General features: G+C 68.0%; 21 protein-coding genes. 14 read left to right on the forward strand and 7 right to left on the reverse strand.

The window, feature by feature from the left end; all coding sequences use genetic code 11:
• The first annotated feature begins 65 nt into the window (after nt 1–65).
• From AC3A3J_RS14665 to AC3A3J_RS14690, 6 genes are all read left to right on the forward strand, one after another.
• On the forward strand, nt 66–1,550 hold the full coding sequence (locus AC3A3J_RS14665; protein ID WP_487672965.1) for an MFS transporter: 1,485 nt from the start codon (nt 66–68) through the stop codon (nt 1,548–1,550).
• 7 nt (nt 1,551–1,557) lie between these two features.
• Complete coding sequence (locus tag AC3A3J_RS14670; protein ID WP_487672966.1) at nt 1,558–2,616, forward strand: magnesium and cobalt transport protein CorA; 1,059 nt, start codon at nt 1,558–1,560, stop codon at nt 2,614–2,616.
• 66 nt (nt 2,617–2,682) lie between these two features.
• Nucleotides 2,683–3,093: a VOC family protein gene (locus AC3A3J_RS14675; RefSeq protein WP_487672967.1), complete on the forward strand. Its 411-nt coding sequence runs from the start codon at nt 2,683–2,685 to the stop codon at nt 3,091–3,093.
• The gene (locus tag AC3A3J_RS14680; RefSeq protein WP_487672968.1) at nt 3,090–3,377 is read left to right on the forward strand and encodes a winged helix-turn-helix transcriptional regulator; all 288 of its coding nucleotides are present in this window, start codon (nt 3,090–3,092) and stop codon (nt 3,375–3,377) included. Before AC3A3J_RS14675 ends, AC3A3J_RS14680 begins: the two co-directional genes overlap by 4 nt.
• 32 nt (nt 3,378–3,409) lie before the next feature.
• Nucleotides 3,410–4,102 (forward strand): hypothetical protein, encoded by a 693-nt coding sequence (locus AC3A3J_RS14685; RefSeq protein ID WP_487672969.1) that lies wholly within the window; start codon nt 3,410–3,412, stop codon nt 4,100–4,102.
• A gap of 501 nt (nt 4,103–4,603) precedes the next feature.
• Nucleotides 4,604–5,038 (forward strand): hypothetical protein, encoded by a 435-nt coding sequence (locus tag AC3A3J_RS14690; RefSeq protein ID WP_487672970.1) that lies wholly within the window; start codon nt 4,604–4,606, stop codon nt 5,036–5,038.
• Nucleotides 5,039–5,057: 19 nt separating this feature from the next.
• Here AC3A3J_RS14690 and AC3A3J_RS14695 read toward each other — a convergent pair whose 3' ends face one another.
• Entirely contained in the window at nt 5,058–5,813 is a 756-nt protein-coding gene (locus AC3A3J_RS14695) for an ABC transporter permease (RefSeq protein ID WP_487672971.1), read from the reverse strand.
• Nucleotide 5,814: 1 nt separating this feature from the next.
• Nucleotides 5,815–6,738 (reverse strand): ABC transporter ATP-binding protein, encoded by a 924-nt coding sequence (locus tag AC3A3J_RS14700; RefSeq protein ID WP_487672972.1) that lies wholly within the window; start codon nt 6,736–6,738, stop codon nt 5,815–5,817.
• A 78-nt stretch (nt 6,739–6,816) separates the two neighbouring features.
• Here AC3A3J_RS14700 and AC3A3J_RS14705 point away from each other — a divergent pair, with 78 nt between their 5' ends.
• The gene (locus AC3A3J_RS14705) at nt 6,817–7,476 is read left to right on the forward strand and encodes a TetR/AcrR family transcriptional regulator (protein WP_487672973.1); all 660 of its coding nucleotides are present in this window, start codon (nt 6,817–6,819) and stop codon (nt 7,474–7,476) included.
• Complete coding sequence (locus AC3A3J_RS14710; protein WP_487672974.1) at nt 7,473–7,994, forward strand: hypothetical protein; 522 nt, start codon at nt 7,473–7,475, stop codon at nt 7,992–7,994. The genes AC3A3J_RS14705 and AC3A3J_RS14710 overlap by 4 nt, the downstream gene beginning before the upstream one ends.
• A gap of 251 nt (nt 7,995–8,245) precedes the next feature.
• Here the strand turns inward: AC3A3J_RS14710 and AC3A3J_RS14715 are convergent, their stop codons facing one another.
• The 3 genes from AC3A3J_RS14715 to AC3A3J_RS14725 form a co-directional block, all read right to left on the reverse strand.
• Nucleotides 8,246–9,817, reverse strand: a complete 1,572-nt coding sequence (locus tag AC3A3J_RS14715) for an RNA-directed DNA polymerase (RefSeq protein WP_487672975.1) — start codon at nt 9,815–9,817, stop codon at nt 8,246–8,248.
• Between the two features lie 126 nt (nt 9,818–9,943).
• On the reverse strand, nt 9,944–10,381 hold the full coding sequence (locus AC3A3J_RS14720; RefSeq protein WP_487672976.1) for an ASCH domain-containing protein: 438 nt from the start codon (nt 10,379–10,381) through the stop codon (nt 9,944–9,946).
• The gene (locus AC3A3J_RS14725; protein WP_487672977.1) at nt 10,378–12,393 is read right to left on the reverse strand and encodes a GNAT family N-acetyltransferase; all 2,016 of its coding nucleotides are present in this window, start codon (nt 12,391–12,393) and stop codon (nt 10,378–10,380) included. Before AC3A3J_RS14725 ends, AC3A3J_RS14720 begins: the two co-directional genes overlap by 4 nt.
• A 197-nt stretch (nt 12,394–12,590) precedes the next feature.
• Between AC3A3J_RS14725 and AC3A3J_RS14730 the strand changes: the two genes are divergently transcribed.
• The 4 genes from AC3A3J_RS14730 (at nt 12,591) to hrpB (ending at nt 18,421) form a co-directional block, all read left to right on the forward strand.
• Complete coding sequence (locus AC3A3J_RS14730) at nt 12,591–13,283, forward strand: hypothetical protein (RefSeq protein ID WP_487672978.1); 693 nt, start codon at nt 12,591–12,593, stop codon at nt 13,281–13,283.
• Between the two features lie 174 nt (nt 13,284–13,457).
• A complete protein-coding gene (locus AC3A3J_RS14735) occupies nt 13,458–13,886 on the forward strand; it encodes a MarR family winged helix-turn-helix transcriptional regulator (protein WP_314645656.1) in 429 nt (142 codons plus the stop codon).
• Between the two features lie 138 nt (nt 13,887–14,024).
• Nucleotides 14,025–15,650 (forward strand): SPFH domain-containing protein, encoded by a 1,626-nt coding sequence (locus AC3A3J_RS14740; protein WP_487672979.1) that lies wholly within the window; start codon nt 14,025–14,027, stop codon nt 15,648–15,650.
• A gap of 218 nt (nt 15,651–15,868) precedes the next feature.
• Entirely contained in the window at nt 15,869–18,421 is a 2,553-nt protein-coding gene (gene hrpB, locus AC3A3J_RS14745; RefSeq protein ID WP_487672980.1) for an ATP-dependent helicase HrpB, read from the forward strand.
• Nucleotides 18,422–18,431: 10 nt separating this feature from the next.
• Here hrpB and AC3A3J_RS14750 read toward each other — a convergent pair whose 3' ends face one another.
• Nucleotides 18,432–19,928, reverse strand: coding sequence for an L-serine ammonia-lyase, iron-sulfur-dependent, subunit alpha (locus AC3A3J_RS14750; protein WP_487672981.1), 1,497 nt, complete (start codon nt 19,926–19,928; stop codon nt 18,432–18,434).
• A gap of 150 nt (nt 19,929–20,078) precedes the next feature.
• On the opposite strand from AC3A3J_RS14750, the gene AC3A3J_RS14755 reads away from it, so the two are divergent.
• A complete protein-coding gene (locus AC3A3J_RS14755; protein ID WP_487672982.1) occupies nt 20,079–20,417 on the forward strand; it encodes a hypothetical protein in 339 nt (112 codons plus the stop codon).
• A gap of 161 nt (nt 20,418–20,578) precedes the next feature.
• Here the strand turns inward: AC3A3J_RS14755 and AC3A3J_RS14760 are convergent, their stop codons facing one another.
• Nucleotides 20,579–22,309 carry an L-aspartate oxidase gene (locus AC3A3J_RS14760; RefSeq protein ID WP_487672983.1) on the reverse strand — a complete coding sequence of 577 codons (1,731 nt, stop codon included), beginning with the start codon at nt 22,307–22,309 and terminating at the stop codon, nt 20,579–20,581.
• Between the two features lie 77 nt (nt 22,310–22,386).
• Between AC3A3J_RS14760 and AC3A3J_RS14765 the strand changes: the two genes are divergently transcribed.
• Nucleotides 22,387–23,322, forward strand: a complete 936-nt coding sequence (locus AC3A3J_RS14765; RefSeq protein WP_487672984.1) for a LysR family transcriptional regulator — start codon at nt 22,387–22,389, stop codon at nt 23,320–23,322.
• Nucleotides 23,323–23,408: the final 86 nt, after the last annotated feature.

The raw sequence follows: 23,408 nt of genomic DNA on the forward strand, positions 1-23,408 counted from the left end.
ATTCACATGGAGGAGTAGGACAGATGAGGCTGCGGGAGGTGTGATGCCCGCGAGAAGGAGGACCCGTGTCTGCAACCGATTCCCGCGTGAAGGAGGTCCGGTCGCTCGTCCCCGCACGGATGGACCGGCTGCCGTGGTCGCGCTTCCACTGGATGATCGTCGTCGGACTCGGGTTCTCGTGGATCCTCGACGGCCTCGAGGTGCAGATCGTCGCGGCCAACGGTTACGCGTCGACCCTCGGGATGGGACCGGCCGAGGTCGGCCTCGCCGGTACCTGCTACCTGCTCGGCCAGGTCTTCGGCGCGCTGGTCTTCGGCCGCCTCACCGACCGCCTCGGTCGCAAGAATCTCTTCCTCATCTCCCTCGCGATCTACCTCGTGGGATCGGCGGTCGCCGGCCTCGCGTTCGCGCCCTGGTTCTTCTACATCTGGCGGTTCGTCGCCGGCGCGGGAATCGGCGGCGAGTACGCGGCCATCAACTCGGCGATCGACGAGATCATCCCCGCGAAGTACCGGGGACGCGTCGACATCGCCATCAACGGCACCTACTGGGGCGGCGCGGCTCTCGGCGCCGTCGCCAACCTCTTCTTCCTGAACACCGACATCCTCCCCGAGGACATCGGCTGGCGACTCAGCTTCTTCCTCGGGCCGGTGCTCGGTGTCCTCATCATCTGGCTGCGCCGCCACATCCCCGAGAGCCCGCGCTGGCAGATGACGCACGGACGCGAGGAGCAGGCCGAGCGCAACGTCGACGAGATCGAGGAGCGCATCCGCAAGGAGGGCAAGACGATTCCCGACGTCGACGAGTCGAAGGCGATCACCGTGAAGGAGTACGGTCGTGTGCCGTTCCTCACGATCGCCAAGGTGCTGTTCCGCACCTACCCGCGGCGCACGCTCGTCGGCATCACGATGATGGTGACCCAGTCGTTCCTCTACAACGCGATCTTCTTCACCTACGCGCTGGTGCTCGAGAACTTCTACGACACCCCGCCGGCTTCGGCCTCGCAGTACTTCATCATCTTCGCCGTCGGGAACCTGGCCGGAGCGCTGCTGCTGGGTCACTTCTTCGACACCTGGGGACGTCGGCGGATGCTGTTCGCCACCTACACCCTCGCCGGATCCATCCTGCTCGTGAGTGCGTTCCTCTTCAACGCGGGGGTGCTCAACGCCGCCACGCACACGGCGTTCTGGTGCGCGTCGTTCTTCTTCGCCTCGGCCGGAGCATCTGCCGCCTACCTCACCGTGAGCGAGATCTTCCCCCTCGAACTGCGCAGCCAGGTCATCTCGTACGTGTTCTCGATCGGTCAGCTCGTGGGCGCCATCGCCCCGGTGCTCTACGGTTCGCTGATCGGTGCCAGCGCCGAATCCGGCGATCGCGGCCCGCTGTTCTGGGGTTACGTGCTCGGGTCGGCGATCATGATCTTCGGCGGCGTGATCTGCGGCGTCTTCGGCGTGAGCGCGGCCGGGAAGTCGTTGGAGGACATCGCCGATCCCCTGTCGCTCGTCGAACAGGCGAAGGAGGGCGTGACGCCCGACGCGAAGAAGGAATGATGAGCGTATGACGGTCATCGACAACGCCATCTACGTGGCGGGGCACCGCACGGGCGACCCGCAGACGCTCGACGAGACGTTCGAGCTGCTGCACGAGCGGCACGGCATGGCGTGGATCGGCCTCTACCGCCCGGAGCCCGACGAAATCCATGCGGTCGCTCGGGAGTTCGGCCTGCACCCGCTCGCCGTGGAGGATGCCTTGAAGGGCCACCAGCGCGCGAAGCTGGAACGCTTCGGCGACACGCTCTTCGTGGTGCTGCGACCGGCGCGGTACATCGACAGCAGCGAGACGGTCGAGTTCGGCGAGGTGCACCTGTTCATCGGGCCGCAGTTCGTCGTGACCGTTCGGCACGCCGAGAACCCCGACCTCGCCCGCGTCCGGGCGCGTCTGGAAGGCAATCCGGCGCTGCTGGGGCGAGGACCGTTCGCCGTGCTGTACGCGGTGCTCGACGAGGTCGTCGACGGGTACGCCCCCGTGGTGGCGGGGCTGGAGAACGACATCGACGAGATCGAGGATCAGCTGTTCGCCGGCGATCCGGCGGTGGCGCGGCGCATCTACGAGCTGCTCGGCGAGGTGATCTCCTTCCAGCGCGCCACGCGTCCGCTGCGCGACATGCTGGAGAGCCTGCAGGAGGGAGCGAGCGAGCACGGCGTCGACGTCGAGCTGCGGCACTCGGTGCGCGATGTGCTCGATCACGTCATCCGCGTGAGCGAGCGTGCGGATGGGTTCCGCGCTCTGCTCGAGAACGCGCTCACGGTGCACTCGACCCTCGTCACGCAGCGGCAGAACGACGAGATGCGGCAGCTCTCCGAGGCGAGCCTGGCGCAGAACGAGGAGACGCGGAAGCTCTCCGAAACCGGGCTCGCGCAGAACGAGCAGGTCAAGAAGATCTCGTCGTGGGCCGCGATCCTCTTCGCGCCGACGCTGATCGGCACGATCTACGGCATGAACTTCCGGTACATGCCCGAACTGGACTGGCCGCTCGGCTACCCGCTGGCGCTCCTCGGCATGGTCGTCGGCGGCATCGTGCTCTACACGATCTTCAAGGCGAAGAAGTGGCTGTAGCGGGCCTCGTCCGCGGTCGTCCGGGAAGGTCTTGACGCCGCACTTGTATTTTGCAAGTATCAGCGCATGACTCTCTTCTTCACCTGCCCCGTCGAGAGCGTCGAGCGCTCGACCGCCTTCTACACCGCCCTCGGCTGGACGCTCAACGCCGAGATGTCGGACCACAACGTGTCGTGTTTCGCTGTCGCGCCCGAGCAGTACGTCATGCTCGGCAGCCGGGAGATGTACGCCAGCGTCGGCGGCACCGAAGACCTGGTCGGCGGACCGGACACCCCGTCGAAGATCACCGTGTCGTTCGACCTCGGCAGCCGCGAGGCGGTCGACGACCTCGTCGCGCGCGCCGAGAGCGCCGGCGGCCGCGTCGGCGACACCGACGACTACCCGTTCATGTACCAGCGGCAGTTCGACGACCCGGACGGCTACCACTACTCCCCCTTCTGGATGAAGCCCGAGGCAGACGACGCCGCCGACGCGTGAGCGACCTCGCGCGCGCTCTGGAGGTCGTCGGCGCCCGCTGGGCTCTGCTCATCGTGGAGCAGCTGCTCGACGGTCCGCAGCGGTACGGCGATCTGCAACGCGCCCTCGGGGCACCCACGAACATGCTCGCCACGCGTCTGCGAGAGCTGGAGGAAGCGGGCGTGCTGACGCGGCTCCCCCTGCACCACAACACGCGGGCCTACGCGCTGACCGACCGCGGCCGTGCGCTGCGCGCGGCGATCGAGTCGCTCGCGCGATGGGGTGCGGACGCGTCGGACGGATAGGGTCGAGACGTCCCCGTCAGTAGGCTCGTGACGTGGAGCACACCCGAGATCTGCCGCGCCGTACCGTGACTGCGGGGAGCTGCGTCGTCCTCGCGTTGTACGCCTTCGCCGTCTTCGGATGGGAGCTCGGCGTCACGATGCTGCTCGATCCTCTCTGGGCGTCGGCGGGTCCGGAGGGCGCGTCGCTGCTGCACCGGTCTACCACCGCAGCCGGATGGCTGCTCGGCGCGGCGCTGATCTTCCGAGCGGCGCGGAATCCCGCCCGCGGGTTCGACGATCCGTTCTCGGGCGGGCTGCGCCGGAACGCTCCCTTTCGCGCTCTCGGCGTCGTCGCCGCGGTCGCCCTGGCGATCGGCATCCGGGCGGTCGTCCTGCAGGAGTGGAAGCTCGTCGGCGAGTACGCGCAGCTCGCCGACGTGCACGGCGACACGGCGCCGTTCGCCTTCGCCCTGCTCATCGTCTACTACCTCTGCGAGACGGCGGTCATCGTCCTCGTGCTCGCTCTCGGCCAACGCGCCGGAGAGATGCGCTTCGGCCGCCCCGCGCTGCCGTGGGGCGGTCTGCTCCTCGCCATCACCTGGGGAGCGATCCACATCCTGCTGCAGGGTCCGGCCGCCGGGATCTACGCAATGGCGGCGGCGGTCCTGTACGGCTGCGTCTTCGTGTGGGACTCGCGGCGGCCCCTCCCGACGTTCCTGATCGTGTCCGCGGCGTTCATCCTCTGAGTCACGCCGAGGGGCGATCCCGACCGCGGCTCCTGCCCGTGTCGCGGAGCAGCCCCGACATCGCGCGAACGCCGCCACGAAGCAGCCGCTCCGTATCAGGACCACCGTGTCCCTCGTCCGGCACCTGAACCAGCCGGCTCGCCGGCCAGGCGCGGTGCAGGTCGAACGGTACCGACATGCTCGAGCTCAGGTCCCGCCGACCGTGCACCATGAGTCCGGGAACGCCACGACCGTATTGATCGACGGATCGAAGGGGTTGTGATGGAAATCGGAGATCCCGGATCCCGGCCCGCCGTGGAGGAAGAGAGGCGGGACTGGACCGCTGCCGAACTGCTCCCACGAGAGACGGACTCCTCCTGGGCGATCGAGAAGCATCCGTTCCGCCGGTTTCGTCACTCGTCGAACGTAGCGGGGCCCGCCCGAGCAGGAAATCCCTTCCCGACGAGTTCGCGGTCGCCCTCGTTGCCGTTCCGCGCGACAAGCGGGCTAGGGTCGAGAATCATGCACGGTGGCTACCTCGACGTCGAAGACCAGCTCCTCTCGCACCCGAACATCGCGCGTCGGGCGCTGGGCGCGTGGGGAGCGACGCTGTCGATCTGGGGTGATTCCACCCTGACGTGGAAGATGCGCGACACGGGCTCGTCGCTCAACCGCATCTGGAACCGCCACTGGAACACGCCGCCCGAACACCACGGATGGCTGTACGAGCAGTTGAGAGCCGGCAACCTTGACGCCCTCTACCAGCTCGGCCCCGGCACGGGCGTCAATCTCGGCGAGCTGTACGTCGCCCTCTATCACTGCCCGGATGACGGCGTCGGCTACGTCGTCATGACGACGCGCACCGGCAAGCGACTCGGACGCGACACCGGCTGGCGGCCGATCGAGCTGCGCGGCGAGCGCCTCGACTACGCGGTCTCGCGCTTCTCGTTCTTCTGACGCGCGTCACCGGAGAGTCTCACGCGTCGCGGGACTTCAAAACGAGGTGAGCAGCCAGCGTCGTCCAGAGGGTGAAGACCGTCATGACCGCGAGCCCGGCGACCGGCGGGAGCGGGCCTCCGGGGGCGGTCGTGTAGGAGGCCTGGCCCGCTGTCGTCGGCCAGTAGGTTCCTGCGAACTCCCCGACGACGCCCGGCAGACCAGGGGCGAGGGCAGGGATGAGGAGCGCGACGGTGACGATGATGCCGAGAGCACCCGAGGCGCTGCGGGTGATCAGGCCGAACGCGAATCCGAGAACGGCGCAGAGCACGAGGTACCCGATGGCGCAAAGGATCGCGCGCACCGTGTTGAGATCGCTGAGCGGAGCGGTGGGCAGACCGGCGGCAGCGAGAGCCGCCTGGCTCGCAGCGAAACTCCCGGTCACGGCCACGACCGCGGTGGCCAGCGCCACGAGAACGACGACCACCAGCTTCGAGGCGAGAAGCGCAGCGCGCCGAGGCGTGATGGTGAGGCTGGTGATGATCTGACCGGTCGCGTACTCGCTGGTGATGCTCTGCCCGCCGAGCGTGGCGATCAGGATCTGCCCGACGAGGATGCCCTTGAAGCTGTTGCCGACGGGGTCGAAGTCGGCGGGGAGGTCCGCCTGCCAGTCGCTCATGAGGCCGCTGATCCCGAGCAGGCTCACGAGCACCGTCACCACGATCGTGGCGACGGCGATGACCCACGTACTGCGGACGCTGCGGACTTTCATCCATTCTGCGGCGAGGAGGTTCATGTCAGGCGGCCTTCCGGTCGGGGGCGGTCATGGCGAGAAAGGCGTCCTCGAGCGAGTCGCGCACGAGAGTGAGTTCGGACAGTTCGATCGAGGAAGCGGCGGCGATACGACCGATGCGATCGGTCGTGGTGTCACCGATGGTCAGGGCATCCGGAGAGATGTCGGATGCGTGCGCGTCGATCCCCGCGCCGGCCAGCGCTTGACGCAGCGCAGGCACGTCGGGTGTGCGAACGCGCACGTACTCGATCGTCTGCTCGGCGATGAAGTCGCCCACGGGCTGGTCGGCCAGCAGCCGTCCCCGATGGATGACGAGCAGGTGGTCGGCCGTGAGTTCCATCTCCCCCATGAGGTGACTCGAGAAGAGCACCGTGCGGCCCTCGGCCGCCAACCCCCGCATCAGGGTGCGGGCCCATCGGATGCCTTCGGGGTCGAGGCCGTTGAGGGGTTCGTCGAAGATGACGATGCCGGGGTCGCCGATCAGCGCCGTCGCGATGCCCAGGCGCTGCTTCATCCCGAGCGAGAAGCCACCGGCGGGACGGTTCGCGTGCTTCGCGAGCCCGACCATCTCCAACGTCTCGGCGACTCGACGCCGGGGTGCGCCGCCGGCGCGCGCGACGGCGGCGAGGTGAGCGGCCGCGGTACGACGTGGATGCACCGCCCGGGCGTCGAGCATCGCTCCGATGACGCGCATGGGCTGGGGCAGTTCCGACAGGCGGTGCCCTCCGACGGTCGCCGCACCGCTCGTGGGCTTGTCGAGTCCGAGGAACATGCGAAGAGTCGTCGACTTGCCGGCGCCGTTCGGCCCCAGAAAACCGGTCACGACCCCCGGTCGCACGGTGAAGGAGAGACCGTCGACGGCGGTGATGGTTCCGTAGCGCTTGACGAGTGCGTGAGCCTGGAGGGTGGCGGTTTCGAAAGCGGGCATATTCGCACACTACACCGTTTCGTGTAGTTCTACACTCGCCGGTGTAGAGTGAAGGCATCAGCCGACGAAGGGAACTCCATGACCGCGGCACCGCAGAAGACCCTCCGGCCCGGGCAGGCGCACAAGCGGGCAGCCATCCTCGCCGCGGCCCGCGACCTCTTCGTCCACGTCGGCGTGGAGCGGACGAGCATGGATGCCGTCGCGGCGAAGGCGGCGGTATCGAAGCGCACCGTCTACGACTACTACGGCGACAAGCGGCGACTGCTTCTCGCCGTCATCGAAGAGGCCGGCGAGGCCGCGCTCGACACGCTTCGCCGACTCCTCGATGAGCACCTGCCCGAGGGCGTCGGCTCCGGAGCATCCGACGATCTCAAAAGCGCGGTCATCGCCTTCGCGTCCGCGCTCGGGAGCTCGCTCCTGGCGTCAGCGGACTACGCGGCAGCCGTCACGCTCATCTCGGAGAACGAGCCGCTGCTTCCCGAACTCGAGGACCACCCGCTCGACGCGGCCCACACGCAGGCCGTCGCGGTTCGCCTCGCGGCGTTCGCGGACTCCGGCCTTCTCGACATCAACGACCCGCAACGGGCCGCGGATCATTTCACTGCGCTCACGACACTGCGAGTACTCAACGAGCCGCTCCGCCGACGGTCGGATCCCGACCGCGTCCGCGACATCATGATCGATGGCGCACGCGTCTTCCTCCGCGCTTACGCTCCCCGCTCGGAACGACGGTCATGACCACCGATGCCCCGAACGGCAGCGACGGTGAACTGCGTTCGCACCGCGCGTCCGCCCTCAAGGAACGCATCTACGTGACCTTCACGGTCGTCGCCGTCCTCATCGCTCTGCGCACTCACGACGAGCATCCGAGCGCCTCGGCCGCGATCGGAACCCTCGTGGTCGCGGTGGTGGCGACGGTCGTCGCCGTGTACATCGCCGATCTCCTCAGTCACATGATCATCCACAGCCGCCTGCCCGAGATGGCCGAGCACCGCCGGATCATCCTGAGCACTCTGGGCGCGAGCACGGTCGCCCTCCCGCCCCTGGCCTGCCTCGCTCCCGCAGCGCTCGGACTCTACGAGGTTGGGATCGGTCTGTCGGCCGGCACCGCCATCAGCGTCGCGACGCTCGCCGCCATCGGCTTTCTCGCCGTGCGGAAGCTCGCCCTCCCCCGGCGGCAGCGATTCGTCATCCTCGCAGCGGAACTCGTGCTCGTCATCCTGGTGATCGCCCTCGAACTGCTCTCGCACCGGTGACGGCCACCGAGCCACCGCGTCTGTCCGATGACATCGAACCTGTAGCCCGTGCCACGGATCCTGTGATCGAAATCCGCAGACATCCGGCTGCTGCGATATAACACCTCAGGGCGCTTCCCGGCTCAATGCGGATGATTCCGTGGTTCACAGTCGCAGATTGCGTCGCCGTTATTCACCGACGGCGAAGCCCATTCACCCTGCAGGCACGCACCCTATACTGAGGCTGAAGAGTCAGACAGCGGCGATTTGCGCTAGCCGCTCAAACCGAGCTGGAGGAGCTCGGACAATTCATCCTCGGACTCCTCGAGGTCTGCGCTATCCCCAACACTGACCGGCTCTTCCGCCGCCGCCTCAGGTCTTCGGGGGTCACGCAGTAGCTGCACACCTCCCTCCCGAAGTTCACTGAAGCCCGGGTCATGGAAATCGTCTCGTCCTTCTAGGAAGGCCAGATATCTCGCGGGCCAGACCTCGTCTCGGGCATAGTCATCGTCCGCCGCAGAGAGAAGATCCACAAGATTCTGCCGTCGCTGTTCATGCATAGAGAAGCGAGCTCTGAGCAAGAACGACGCGCTCAGGACATCCCGCGAAGCCGCCGTCGCCTCCCAACTCTCAGCAGTTATCGGCCTATCCTGCAGCCAAGCGAGATGAAGCAGCCAGCACACGGCACTCGACTCTGAATTGCTCGCATGTCTCTGTAGGAGCGCATCAAAGTCCTCATCCCTGAGGCGCTGATCCCGAGAGACAAGCATGTCGATGAGCGCAGAGGTCGTGTAGGGGTGAGTGAACGACAACTCGGCTAGACGTGCAATGACCTGTTGCGCGACGGCTTCGGAGTACTCGGGCGCTTGGCGCGTCAAACGAGAGAGCACCCAACGAATCGCGCTCGCGGTCGGATCGGTCTGGGATAGCTCGACAGCTCGATCGAGAAGCTCATTCGGCCGATCACGAGTCGCTCTCCGCAATTCGCGGATCCACGAAGGTTCGTCAGGTTGCGGCAGCGTGTCGACAATCGTCTTTCGAACATTCAGCCTGAGCCCGTAGTTCCGCAGAGCGGCATCGAGCATCCTTACGAAGTCTTCAGCCTCGGCCTCGGTCTTCGTGTATCCAATGTAGTCATCGAGAAACCGCTCGTACTGGAATCCTCGAAGCTCCTCATCCACACGACCAAGGATAATCTCGGCTATCACGAGTGATGTTCCGGGTCCGATCGAAACTCCAGTTGTCTCTCCCCGCCTCGCGAATCGTAACGCACTGTCGATGTCGTTGGCCGCCAGATTATTCCCACGTTTTGACTTTGCGACTGACTTACCAAGCATCGCCCACGGCAAAGCATGGGTATAAATCGAGTCGTAAAACGTTGCAATATCTGTTCGTACCCGAAAGCGGCTCCCGACTCCTGGGCGAAGCGGCGGACGAATCTGTCTCATCGAGGCGATTCGCCCGTCTGAATGCTGGCGCACCGTGAACTGAGATGCCGGCGATTCCAGTCTCGATACGAGTTCAGACTCCCAGTGCCTCGAAAGCGTCTCGACGAGGTTGGCATATGCCACGGGATGCGGCAGCTCAATCCGCCGAGGGTTCAACCGAAAGTGCGCAACACGACCTTCCGCAACCGAGTACCCGGGATCTTTACCGACTCGCACCGCTTTGGCGTGGCGATGCCTATCCACGTGACGCTCGACGATGGCGTTCGACACTGAGTTCATGCCGAGCGTGTCAAAACTTGGGGGAAGGTCATCGCCTCGACGAGATGCTCTCGGGACATAGTTCTGGTCCAACAGCGCGCGCCGAACTTGCTCGCCCGACAATTCAGATGCAGTCACTCCGCGATCGTAGCGTCGTCGTATCGATGTCGGGCCAATGCTACCCAAAGCGGCTTGTCTAATCGCGAAAACGGGGGTAGACGATCAAACGTCGCCTGGGGACCCATGCCTGCGTCGCGAGGGCCCCTACGATACTGCCCTTTGTGTGGCAATGGTTGAGATAAGCGCGACCTGTTCAGGGCGGAGGTACCGGAAGCTCTGTGGTGGTTCGACGCCGAGCAACTCGCGCAGCTGGCCCAATGGGACCGGCTGCTCCCAAATGTGAGGATCCTCAACTTCGAGGAGAGTGGACGCTTCCGCGCCTTCCAGATACTCGCCCAGCGCATCCTTGCTGATATCAATGGAGTCCGCGTGCATGGCCCATACGGCACTCGATGCGACACGAGTGGTGCGCTTGAGTCGAACGGTCCCGAGTACTGCGCGTTCGGGCGACGACGAGTAGAGAACCACCATCGTCCCCGAAGGTAACTGGGGGAACTTACGTCGCACCTCGACAGTTTTTCGCCCCTCCAAGATGGCCCTGGCGTAACGAGGCTTGATGGAGATGAACAACACCTTCGTCATGACGCTCGCCGTCCAGGCTGCAACCGCATCACGTCGTCGAAGACACCCGGAGCGGCTCTTCGAGTCGTGATCAAGGATGTCGTGACACCGTGCTTGCGGAGAACCGCATCCAACGTCTTCTTTGCGACCGGCGCCTCCAACAACTGCGTATCCTCAAACCTCAGAACGAGCACCCTTCCCTTCTTGGCATGCTTCTGAATATCTCCTCGACGAAGCACGCCGAGCGATCGATACTCCTCAATCGCTCGCTCGACTTCCAGCACTTGAGCGTCGATAACCCGGGCATGCGCGACCACGGCTTGGATCGCGTTACGTGGATCCGCTCCGGGATCCGCCGTCACATACCAAAGCACGCGGCTGGGTGCCTCCCAGTCTTTCATCCCGGGCGCAGCGAAGTAGACGAACTCGCGGGCGAACCCGAGCGCCTCGCGTGTCTGGATCAGAGTTGTGTTGAACCCCAGCAGGTCACGCGCGTAGCGAGGCTGGACAGGGACGATGCGTACGGGGACCTCCTTGTCCAGAAGTATCTGGGGCCAGTTCCGCTGCTCGTACTCGGCAACCTCCTCGCGCGTTACCAGGTCACACACCCGCGCGGGATCGGCATGCCTCGCGATCCTCACAGAGACTGGATCGCCCTCGAATCCATCTGCGCTCAATGCTGCCTTAAGAACCGGGGTTACCGACACGTCCCCGATGGTGATGAGCTGCATATTTCGCTCGAGCGCGAGCGCGCGAAGATATCGGGTGAGCTGGAATGCAATCGTGGCGCCGAGCGATCCCCGTGCGACTCGCAACACCTTCACCTGGAGTGATTGGTCGGCCTCTTCTGCACCGAGCAAAGCCCAGTGTCTTCCCCGCTCATCGGATAAGACGGCGAGACGTGCGGAACCGGGTCTTGCGAGGACCGCGTTGATCGCCTTCCGCAGGTCCTTCCCCTTCTCGCTGTGGTCGAGAAGGAAGGTGTCTTCGAGTTCTGACGTCCATTCGGTTAGGTGTAGCCAGCGCAACCCAACAGCCTCGAGCTGGCCCGATCGGAACTCAGTAGGTGCCCGCGGAGGGATAAGTCGACGAAGGAACTCGACAGGGCGCAGGACATCGATCCCGTATTCGTCGTGGATCCAGGATTCGGTCGCGGCCTGAAGATTCTCGTCCCGCGTGACGAAATAGTCCGCACCAGCGATTACAGCGTCGGCGAGATGCTTCGCGTCACTCCGAAGACTCGCATCACGACTCAGGAGATCTGTCGGCAACCTGCCAACGATCTCAGCCGCGATTGACCGCATGTTCTCCGCTCGCCGAAGTGCGACAAGTCCGTCAAGGCTCGATTGAACACGCTGCCGCTCCGAAGCGGGTTCCAGCCCGTTGACTTCCGCCGAGACTTCTGGGGAAATCGCGAGATCGACGACGTCCACCAACCAGTCAGCGGTCAAGCCCCGCGACTCCTCACGATCCGGACGCCGCATCTCGGTGGACGAGAACAAGTCAATGACGATGTTCGTGTCAAGCACTGCGACGGGCCGCACCGAGTTGAAGAGCGCATTCTCCAAGAGATCGAACTGCCCGATCCGGCGAGTCCAAATTGTCAACGTTGACCCGCTGGCGGCTCTCCCCGGCCGCTCGCGGGCGGGCACCATGTCCAGAGAGCGCCAGAATCCATCGATGCCATAATCGATACGGCAATGCGCAGTGATCATCGAGCGGTCAGGATTCCGTGCGACAGCGACGTCTACCATCAACCTCGCGACCCCGTGACCACGTGCCTGTGCATCAACACAGACGTGAACAAGTTTCACAGTCTGGTGACGAGGAGTGCTGTACAGGACGTACCCGCAGATCTCGCCGTTCACAGCGCCAATGATGATCTGGCCGCGCTTGCCCGCTTCCTCGAAAGCAGCGTATGGCAAGTGCCCGAGCGTCGAGCGATTATCGCGATGAAGCTGAAGCACCCGTTGGTACTCCGCGTCAGCGGCATCCGCCCGTGGATCCCACTGGTACGCCCGCACCTCTGACATGTAGCTCAGCGTAGAGGCAGTTGCCGCACAGCATCGGAGACCGCCACACCATCCAGGAGTGCGTTACTACCTGACTCGGCACTGCCCGGCCGAGTATGGACAACCCGGCGCGAGAGTGTCGAACTCTTCTGGTCTGCATTGGGATGTTCGATGAGCGGCGAGACCGAGTCCGCATATTGGAAGCAGTTCTCGACGGAATGATCGACCGGACCGCTACCGGCGCACCGACCGAGCCCGGTGCCTACCTGCTGCCGTGCGGGGAATGCTACGTCGGGTTCTTCATCGGCCCGGATGGTTCCAAGTACTGGCTGATGCCCGGAGACCCGGCCGAGTACACGCGAGAGTCAGTCACCGCCACCCGGCATGGTGAGCACGCATGGGAGCGGATGCACACGCTCGGCACCGCGGCCGTCGAGATCCGCCGCCGAGCGAAGGAGCACGGTGTCGACCCGGCAGTGTCGCTAGCCGAGCTCGTCGCGAACGTCGATGAGGTGGACGCCGCCGAGGAATCGGAGATCGCGCAGATCGCGCGGAGCGCACGGCGTCCCGGGCATGCGTACCGTCGGCGGATGTCGCGCGCCGCTTCGGGATCGACCTCGACGAACTCGATCTGCGCATGCAGACCCGTCACCGAAACCTCGGCCAGCCACGTGGTCCGCGTCATGCTCTATTTAATTCCCGTGACGAGTGTCCAGTTGGAGAACGAGAACGAGAACCCGACCGCGCCACAGTACGACCGAGGCCGTCGCAACCCCGAAGGCCGCGCCTGCGAGTTACACAATCATCAGCAGGGAACATCGAATCAACGACACGGGAACAAGATCAATGGCACGGAGCACCGGCTCACTGTCAACGGACACGTCTGTCCGATCCGCCTCGAGATTTCGTAATCGAACCGTTGCATTCGTTACCTCGCCGTTATACAGTGATCGCACGGTGAATGTTTGCTGTGGCACTCACCGGATGTGATTGCAGGACACTCTTGGTGCAAGGGACAAGGGCCGGCCGGACGCCTCTCCGACCGGCCCTTACTGCTCCCGGGAAGCGGCCGGTATCCTGAGAGGATGACCGATCGCAAGCTCGCCCTCGCCGCCTGGGAGAGTCTGTTCCGTGCGCAGCACGAGGTCTTCCACGACATGCTCGCCGACTTCGAGGGCACCGACCTCACGCAGGCCGAGTACGACGTAATGCTCACCGTCACGCGGTCCCCCGAGATGACCACGCGGTTGCGCGACATCACCGCGAACATGCTCATCAGTCAGCCCAGCGTCTCGCGCCTCGTCGACCGCATGGTCACGCGCGGCCTGGTCTCGAAGTGCGCCGACCCCGAAGACGGACGCGGCGCCCTCATCAGCGCCACCGAATCGGGAGCGCGGGCGTTCCGCTCGATCGCGCTCGTGCACGGTCGGTCGATCGCCCAGCGCATGTCGGCTCTCGACGACGACGAGCTGCGCACCCTCCGCACCCTGACGGACAAGCTGCGCCGCTCCTGACTCGCCTTCTCCGCGACCTCTGACGCGGGCACATCTGCCCCGGGCATCCATTCCTGTGTTCTGGCAGGGTGGATGCTGAGAGCCCGGCACGACGCCGGGCCCGGACCGCCCCCGAGGGGGGAACAGGGAGGTCAATCCATGGAGATCGCCGGAGCCATCGGCATCCTCGTCATCGTCGGCATCGCGCTGGTCGCCGCCGTCGTCGTCCTGCTGATCCTGCTGCTGTTCGCACGCAGCTGGATCAAGGTCGCGCGCGCCGACGAGGCGCTCGTCATCTCGGGACGCAAGCAGAAAGTGCAGCGCACCGTCGCGTCGGTCAATCCCGACGGCACCACCAGCACGCGGCCCGAGATCGAGGAGTCGCCCGTCACGGTCATCGTGAACGGCAAGTCGCTCGTCAACCCGATCACGCAGCGGCACGAGATCATCTCGCTGCGCTCGCGTCAGGTCTCGCTCAACGCCGAGGCGCAGTCGCTCGACAACGTCACGCTCAACGTCGACGGCGTCGCGATCGTGAAGATCGGATCCGACCCGGTGTACGTGCGCCGCGCCGCCGAGCGATTCGCCTCGCAGGACAAGGCGATCGAGCAGTTCACCACCGAGCAGCTCGAGGGCGCCCTCCGCGGCATCGTCGCCACGCTGTCGGTCGTCGAGCTCATGCGGGAGCGCAAGAAGTTCTCCGACCAGATCGCCGCCGACGTCTCGCAGGAGCTCGCCGAGCAGGGCCTCATCCTCGACTCGTTCCAGATCAAGGGCATCACCGACAAGGTCGGCTACATCCAGTCGCTGGGTGCGCCCGAGATCCAGGCGAAGCGTCAGGCCGCCGAGATCTCGCAGACGAACGCCGACCGCGCGATCAACCAGAAGTTCATCGCGAACCAGGAAGCGAACCTCATCGAGCAGACGGCGCTCGACACCAATACCGCCAACGCCAACGCCGGCATCGGCCGGGCCCGCGCCGAGGCCGAGCAGGCCGAGCAGCTCGCCCGCGCCCAGGCCGAGCAGGCGGTTCTGCAGCAGCAAGCCGAGAACAAGCAGGCCCAGCTCGACGCCGACGTCAAGCGCGTCGCCGACGCCCAGCGCTATGAGGCCGAGACCCGCGCCCAGGCCGAGCTGTACACGCGCGAGCGCGCCGCCGAGGCCGCCGCGATCGAACAGGTCAAGCAGGCCGAGGCCCGCACGCGCATCGCCGAACAGCAGGCCCAGGCCGACAAGGCCCGCGCCGACGGTGAGGCGGCGGCCGCGGTCGCCACCGCCACCGGTGAGGCCGACGCCCTGCGCTCGAAGGCCGAGGCCGAGGCCGAAGCGCGTCGACTGCGGGCGAGCGCAGAAGCCGACGCGATCCGCGCCGAGGGCGAGGCGCGCGCCGCCGCCGTCGAGGCCGAGGCGAAGGCCATCGCCTCGAACCAGGAGGCATTCCTCTCGCAGCGCGTGCTCGAGGTGCTGCCGTCGATCATGAGCGAGTTCGCCAAGGGCTACGCGGCGATCGGCAACGTGTCGATCGTCGGCGGCTCCGGCGAGGACGGCGCCTCGCAGGTCGTCGGCGCCGACAGCGCCAAGGCGCTGCGCTCGGTGTTCGACAGCGTGCACTCCGCCACCGGGCTCGATCTGGCCGGCATCATCCAGGGCCAGGCCGTGGGCCGCGGGTTCGGGGCCGGGATGGCCGAGGCATCCGCCTCCGCGCCCGCACCCGAGCCGGCGCCGGCGACCCGGGCCGGCACCCCGGCGACTCCGCCCCCGCCGCCTCCTGCGGCTGCCGAGTAACACAGCGCGACGCGGATGCCGCGGCCGATCCGGTCGCGGCATCCGTCGTCTTCGCCCGCGCTTCTGCTCGACACGCGCCCCACAACTCAGGATGAGAGCGGCCCCGCGGCCGGTTTCCGCGCCTCCGCCCGCCGGTTGCGCCCGGTCGTCCTGAGTTATGGTCACCCGGTTCCCCTCCCCGACTCGGTGGAACCCCGCGGCCGGGGCAGACTGGAGGAATGACGTCCGCCGCCTTCGACCTCGCCGCGATCGGCGCCGGGCTGTCGTTCGCATCCGCGATCGACGCGCTCCGGGCGGCGCTCGACACGAGCACCTCGGTCGTCGTGAGCGCTCCCCCAGGCACGGGCAAGACCACGCTCGTTCCGCCGCTGCTCGCCTCGCGGTCGTCCGGCCGCGTGATCGTCACCCAACCGCGCCGCGTGGCCGCACGGGCCGCCGCGCGCCGTCTGGCCCAGCTCGACGGCTCGCCGCTCGGCACCCGCGTGGGCTTCACCGTCCGCGGCGAGCGCGCGGTCGGGCGCGAGACGCGGGTCGAGTTCGTCACGGCGGGCGTGCTGCTGCGGCGCCTGCTCGACGACCCCGGACTCGCGGGTGTGGACGCCGTGATCATCGACGAGGTGCACGAGCGCGCGATCGAGACCGACCTGCTGGTCGGCCTGCTCTCGGAGGTGCGTCAGCTGCGCGACGACCTCGTACTTCTCGCCATGTCGGCGACCCTGGATGCTGCGCGCATCGCCGCCGTGATCGGTTCGGATGACGCGCCCGCCCCTGTCGTCTCGCACGACGTTCCCGCTTTCCCCCTCACCGAGCGGTGGGCGCCCAGCCCCGCGCCGCGCCTCGACGACCGCGGGGTCACCCGCGCTTTCCTCGATCACGTCGCGCGCACCACGGCATCCGCCGCCCTCGATCTCCGCCGCGACGACTCCGCGGCCGACGTGCTGGTGTTCGCGCCGGGTGCGCGCGAGGTGTCAGAGGTCGCCCGCCGCCTCCGCGATACGACCGACGGGTTCGACGTGCGCGAGCTGCACGGCCGCATGCCCGCCGCCGAGCAGGACGCGGTGATCCGCGGCCGACGCCCGGGCGACCCCACGCGCATCATCGTCGCGACCTCGCTCGCGGAGTCCTCGCTCACCGTTCCGGGCGTGCGCCTGGTGGTCGACACCTGTCTCGCGCGCATGCCTCAGCGCGACGCCGCACGCGGGATGACGGGTCTCGTGACCGCCGCCGCCTCCCGCTCGTCGTGCGTGCAGCGCGCCGGGCGCGCGACCCGACAGGGTCCGGGCACCGTGGTGCGCTGCGTCGACGAGCGCACGTACGCCGCGGCTCCCGCGCGGCCGACCCCCGAGATCGCCTCGACCGACCTCGCCGATGCGGCCCTGCTGCTCGCCTGCTGGGGCGCGCCGGCCGGCTCTGGCCTGCGGTTGATCGATCCGCTGCCCACCGACAATCTCGCGGATGCCCTCCGGGTGCTGCACGACCTGGGCGCGATCGACGACGAGGGCCGTGCGACGCCGACCGGCCGCGACCTCGCGCGCATCCCGACCGATCCCCGGCTGGCTCGCGCGCTGCGCGACGGGAGCCCGGTGGTGGGTGCGCGACTCGCCGCCGAGGTCGTCGCGCTGCTCGGTGGTGAGGTGCGCACGGCCGATTCCGATGTGGCGCAGTCGCTCGTCGCGTTGCGGAGCGGCGGATCGCACGAATCCCGTCGGTGGCGCAGCGAAGCGGATCGCTTGGAGCGCATGACGACGCCCGCACCGGGAGTGCGGTCCGACCTCGACGGCGTCGGGTTCGTGATCGCGCTTGCGTTCCCCGAGCGCATCGCCCGGCGCATCGACCGCACAGCGGACGGGGCGACGTTCCTCCTAGCCTCCGGCACCCGCGCCGGGGTGAGCGGTCCGCTCGCGGCCGTTGAGTGGCTGGCGATCGCCGATGTCACGCGCGCCGGCGGGAGGGCGGCGGCGGGGTCGGGTGCGGTCGTCCGGTCGGCGGCGGTGCTCACCGAGGAGCAGATGAAGCGTGCGGCGGGCCCCCTGCTCACCGACCGCGTCGAGGCGGAGTTCGTCGGGGGCCGCGTCCAGGCGCGTCGCGAGCGCCGGGTGGGCGCGATCGTCCGCTCCTCGGCGCCGGTGCGCGCGTCCGCGGCGGAGGGACGGGATGCGGTGCGCCGCGCCCTGCAGCGCGAGGGGCTGGGGATCTTCACCTGGTCGGCAGCGGCCGTCGAGCTGCGAAACCGTCTGGCTATGTTGCACCGCGAGGTGGGCGCCCCGTGGCCGGACGTGTCGGACGAGGCGCTCGTCAGCGCGCTCGACTCCTGGCTAGCGCCCGAGATCGATGCTCTCGCCGGCGGCACCCCCGCGGCCCGGGTCGATCTGGTCTCGGCGCTCCGACGACTGCTGCCTTGGCCGGAGGCGGGTCGTTTCGACGAGCTCGTGCCCGAGCGGCTCGAGGTACCCAGCGGCTCGCGCATCCGCATCGCCTACCCGGCGCCCGATGAGCCCGATGCGCGGCCCGTCGTCGCCGTGAAGCTGCAGGAGTGCTTCGGCTGGGCCGACACGCCTCGGCTGGTCGACGGCCGGGTTCCCGTGCTCTTCCATCTGCTCTCCCCCGCCGGCCGTCCTCTCGCGGTCACCGCCGACCTCGCGTCGTTCTGGTCGGGTCCGTACGCGCAGGTGCGCGCCGAGATGCGCGGACGTTACCCCAAGCATCCCTGGCCCGAGGATCCGTGGGCCGCGACGCCGACGCGCCACACCAAGAACCGCGCCGCGCGCTGAGCCCCGGGCATCAGCACTCGATGACGTTGACCGCGAGGCCGCCCTCGCTGGTCTCCTTGTACTTGGTCGACATATCGAGTCCGGTCTGGCGCATGGTCTCGACGACCGCGTCGAGGGAGACGTAGTGGCTGCCGTCGCCGCGCAGTGCGAGGCGGGCCGCCGTGACGGCGGTCGAGGCGGCGATGGCGTTGCGCTCGATGCAGGGGATCTGCACGAGTCCCCCGATTGGGTCGCACGTGAGTCCGAGGTGGTGCTCCATCGCGATCTCGGCGGCGTTCTCGATCTGCCGGTTCGTGCCGCCCATGACGGCGGTCAGACCACCGGCGGCCATGGCGCAGGCCGAGCCGACCTCGGCCTGGCAGCCGCCCTCGGCGCCCGAGATCGACGCGTTGGCTTTGAACAGCGACCCCAGCGCGGTCGCGGTGAGCAGGAACCGGCGGATGCCGCGGCGGCGGTTCGCCTCTGCGGTCTGCTCCTCGTCCAGGCCGTCGGCGGCAGGGAGCGCCCGCGCATCCGCCTCGAAACCGAGCAGGGCGCTGCCGACGAGCTCGCCGTAGGGGGTGACCGCGTTGCCCGCGCCGAGGCCGGAGTCGGCGAGGAACCGCCACCAGTACATCGCCACGGCGGGCAGGATGCCGGCGGCGCCGTTCGTCGGCGCGGTGACGACGCGCCCGCCCGCCGCGTTCTCCTCGTTGACGGCCAGAGCGAAGGCACCGAGCCATTCGCCGGGGAGTTCACGGTGCCCGTCGGCTTCGGAGGCCTCGAGCTGCCCTCGTATCACGCTCGCGCGACGTTTGACCTTCAGCATCCCCGGCAGCACACCGTCGGCGTGCAGCCCGGCGTCGACGCATCCAGCCATCGCGTCCCAGATCGCGTCGAGTCCCGCGGCGACCTCCTGCTCGGTGCGGATCGCGGTTTCGTTAAGCCGCGCGACCTCGGCGATCGACAGACCGTGCTCGTCGCAGAGCGCGAGCAGCGACGCGGCGTCGGCGTAGGAGTAGGGGAAGGCGGCGGAGGCGACTGCGGCGTCCTCGCCGTCGCGGCGAATGAACCCACCGCCGACGGAGTAGTAGGTCTCCTCGGCGATGACCGCTCCGTCCGCGTCCGCGGCGGTGAGGGTCATGGCGTTCGGATGCCCGGGCAGCCGGGTGCGCGGGGCGAACACGATGTCGTCCTTCGCGAACGCCACGTCGTGGGTACCCGCGAGCCGCAGAGGCGCTCCGTCGGGGTAGGCGCTCCAGGCCGCGCGCACCTCGGCCGGATCGCAGGTCTCGGGCGAGAGCCCGCGGAGCCCCGCGACGACGGCGTCCGGCGTGCCGTGGCCGATGCCGGTCGCGCCCAGCGAGCCGTAGAGCGTGCAGCCGACTCGCGCCGCGCGGGCGACGACGCCGGACGATTCGAGGCGCTGGGCGAAGTCGAGCGCCGCCCGCATCGGCCCGACCGTGTGGGAGCTCGAGGGCCCCACTCCGATGGAGAAGAGGTCGAAGGCCGAGACGTACGCTGTCACTCCTCCAGGCTACGCCGTCGGCAGCGGTTCGGTTCACGGCCGTTAACCCACAGGGCGCGGATGCCTCGGCGAGCGCGGCCCGTCAACCCCCTGCCCGCGACCGGGCATCCGCCGCATGCTGGGGGAAAGCACACGCGAAAGGGGATCATCATGACCGACAGCACTCCCGCGCAGGACCCCGCCGACGAGCTCTCGCCCGAGGCGCAGACCCCCACCCCGACGCCCGCGTCGACCGACACGCACATGCCCGAGCAGGGCGGCCCGCAGGACAGTACGCCCGAGCCCGACCAGGCGGTGGGCGAGGCGACGACGCCGCCCGAGGCCGACAGCCCCGAGCAGGCCGATGACGATGAGGTGCCGAGCACCGACGAGCTTCAGGAGCCGAGCACCGAGAAGGCGCCCGGCGAAGAGCCGAAGGCTCCCGAGAAGGACGACTCCGATCCCGATCATCAGGCAGTCGGGATCGGAGTCATCGACACCGAGGAGTGAGCCCGCTCCCCTCGCACGTGGGGGCGTGCCGCTCGTGTGAGGGCAGCCTCCTCGCGTGAGGGCGGCCCCGTCGCGTGAGGGGTCAGAAAGTGCCGCGTCTCACCCGCGCGATACGGCGTGTCCTGACCCCTCACAGCCGAGGGAGCCCGCACGCGCGACCGTCACTCGACGAGCTTGCCCGCGGTGTCGACGTCGCGCATCAGCGCGGCGATCTCGTCGGGAACGGCGGGGATCTCCTCGCGCGTCACGCCGGCGCTCGGCGACCAGACGAGGTTCACCTGCAGCGTCGGGTCGGTGTCGGGGAAGTCGCTGCGGTTGTGGCATCCGCGGGTCTCCCGACGTTCCAACGCGGCCTCCATGGTCGCCCGGGCCGCGAGCGCCGATGCCTTGAGATCGAATGCGTGCGCGAGGTCCTGGAATCCGGCGATGTCGGGATGGATGCCGACATCCTCCATCCGTCCCTCGATCAGGTCGAGCTCGGCAAGGCCCTGACGCAGACCCTCCTCCGACCGCACCACGCCCGCATGCTCGGTCATCGTGTTGCGGATCGCGCGCTGCAGCGCGCGCACGTTCTCGCGCCCGTCGGCGGCGAGCAGGTCGTCGATCTCGGCGCGCGCGGCGTTCACCGCATCCGCCGACCGGCGCTGCGCGTCGAGCGAGGCCGCGTGGTGGATGGCCGCCTGCCCGACGATGCGTCCGTAGACGAGCAGTTCGATGAGGGAGTTGCCGCCCAGCCGATTCGCGCCGTGCAGACCGCTGGACGCCTCGCCGATCGCGTAGAGCCCGTCGACGTCGGTTTGATGGTCGTCCGGCCGCACCCACACGCCGCCCATGGAGTAGTGCGCGGTCGGCGCGATCTCGATCGGATCGACCGTGATGTCGCGCATCTGCAGCTCCATCATCGTCTGGTAGACGCGCGGAAGACGGGTCATGATCGTCTCGCGCGGCAGGTGCGAGACGTCGAGCCAGACGCCGCCGTTCTCGGTGCCGCGCCCCTCTTTGATCTCGGTGTACGCGGCGAGCGCGACGCGGTCGCGGGTCGACAACTCCATGCGCTCCGGGTCGTAGGTCGACATGAACCGCTCGCCGAGGGCATTGCGCAGGATGCCGCCCTCCCCGCGTGCGGCCTCGGAGATGAGGGTGCCCGCGGCGTTCTCGGGCTCGAGGATGCCGGACGGGTGGAACTGCACGAGTTCGGGGTCGCGCAGCCGGGCGCCGGCCTCGACCGCGAGGCGGAAGGAGTCGCCGGTGTTCTCGTCGCGCCGGGAGGAGGTGCGGCGCCAGATGCGGTTGTGTCCGCCGGCGGCCAGGATGACGGCATCCGCGTGGATGAGGTAGCGGGTGCCGTCGGCCTGGTCGAAGCCGTAGGCGCCGAAGATCACGTTGTCGCGCACGAGGAGGCGCGTGATGTAGACGTTGTCGAGGATGGGCACGTCGAGCTGTTCGGCCCGGCGCACGAGCGTGCGCTGGATCTCGAGGCCGGTGTAGTCGCCCGAGAAGGCGGTGCGGCGGAAGGTGTGGGCGCCGAAGAAGCGCTGCGAGATGCGGCCGTCGTCTTCGCGGGCGAAGTCCATGCCCCATCGTTCGAGATCGCGGATGCCCCGCTCGGCGCCGCGCGTGACGATCTCGACCGTGTGCGGGTTGGCGAGCAGGTAGCTCTCCTTGATGGTGTCGGCGGCGTGCTGCTGCCACGAGTCGTCGGCGTCCATCGTGCCGAGGGCTGCGTTGATGCCGCCCGCGGCGAGCGAGGTGTGCGCATCCTGCCGGGGGCGTTTGCCGACCGCGAGCACGTCGACGCCGTGCTCGGCGACCTCGATCGCGGCGCGCAGGCCCGATCCGCCGGTGCCGATGACGAGGACGGTGGTGGAGATCTGGCGCTCGCGGGTGCTCATACCTTCGACGCTAGGCAGCCCCGGTTCACATATCCAATGCATAGTTCCTCTCTGAACCATGCGGGTAGGCTATGGACATGAACCTGGAGCAGCTCCGCGGGTTCGTCGAGGTGGCGCGCCTCGGCCACTTCACCCGGGCATCCGAGCATCTGCATCTCGCGCAGCCCTCGCTGAGCCGGCAGATCTCGACGCTCGAACGCGAACTCGGCGCCGAACTCTTCCACCGCGCGCGCGGTCACATCGCCCTGACCACCGCCGGCGAGACGCTGCTCCCCCGCGCTCAGCGCATGCTCGCCGAGGCCGAGGCGATCCGCGACGAGATGGGCGAGCTGGCGGGGTTGCGCCGCGGACGCGTGCGCCTCGGCGCCCCGCCCACGCTCTGCATGAGCCTCGTGGCCGAGGCGCTGGCCGCCTTTCACGTCGCTCATCCGGGCGTCGAGCTGCAGCTCGCCGAGGCCGGGTCTCGCGCACTCGTCGAGCAGGTCGCCGTCGGTGCCGTCGACATGGCCCTCATCACCGAGTCGGCCGGTCCGCCTCCCGCGGGCGTCAGCCTCACACGCATGCCGCTGCTCACCGAAGAGCTCGTCGTCGTGTCATCCGCTGCGCAGCCGCCGCTCTCGCAGGGGGCGTCGATCGGCCTCGCCGACCTCGCCCTGCTCCCGCTCATCACCTTCGACGAGACCTACGAACTGCGGGCGACGACGGATGCCGCCTTCCGCAGCGAGGGCCTCGAACCCACCCCCGTGCTCGCCGGAGCCGAGATGGACGCCGTGCTGCGCTTCGTCGAACGCGGCCTCGGCGTGGCCGTCGTGCCCGCGATGGTGCTGCTCGACCAGCCCGGACTGCGCTCGATGCGCCTGTCGCACCCGATGATGACCCGCACCGTCAGCCTCGCCCACCGCTCGGACGTGACACCCGCCGTCGCCGTGTCGGCGATGCGACGTGTCATCGTGGCGACCGCGGTAGAGGTGGCGCGGCGCGATCCGGCGATCACGAGCCTCGTGGAGGGGTAGTGGGGGTCGTCATCCTTCGTTCCGACATATTCGACCCCCACCCTCGTCTTTCATCATGTGCGCGATCCGCGCGCTCTGCTGAACGA

The organism is Microbacterium sp. Soil_N32 (assembly GCF_057655505.1).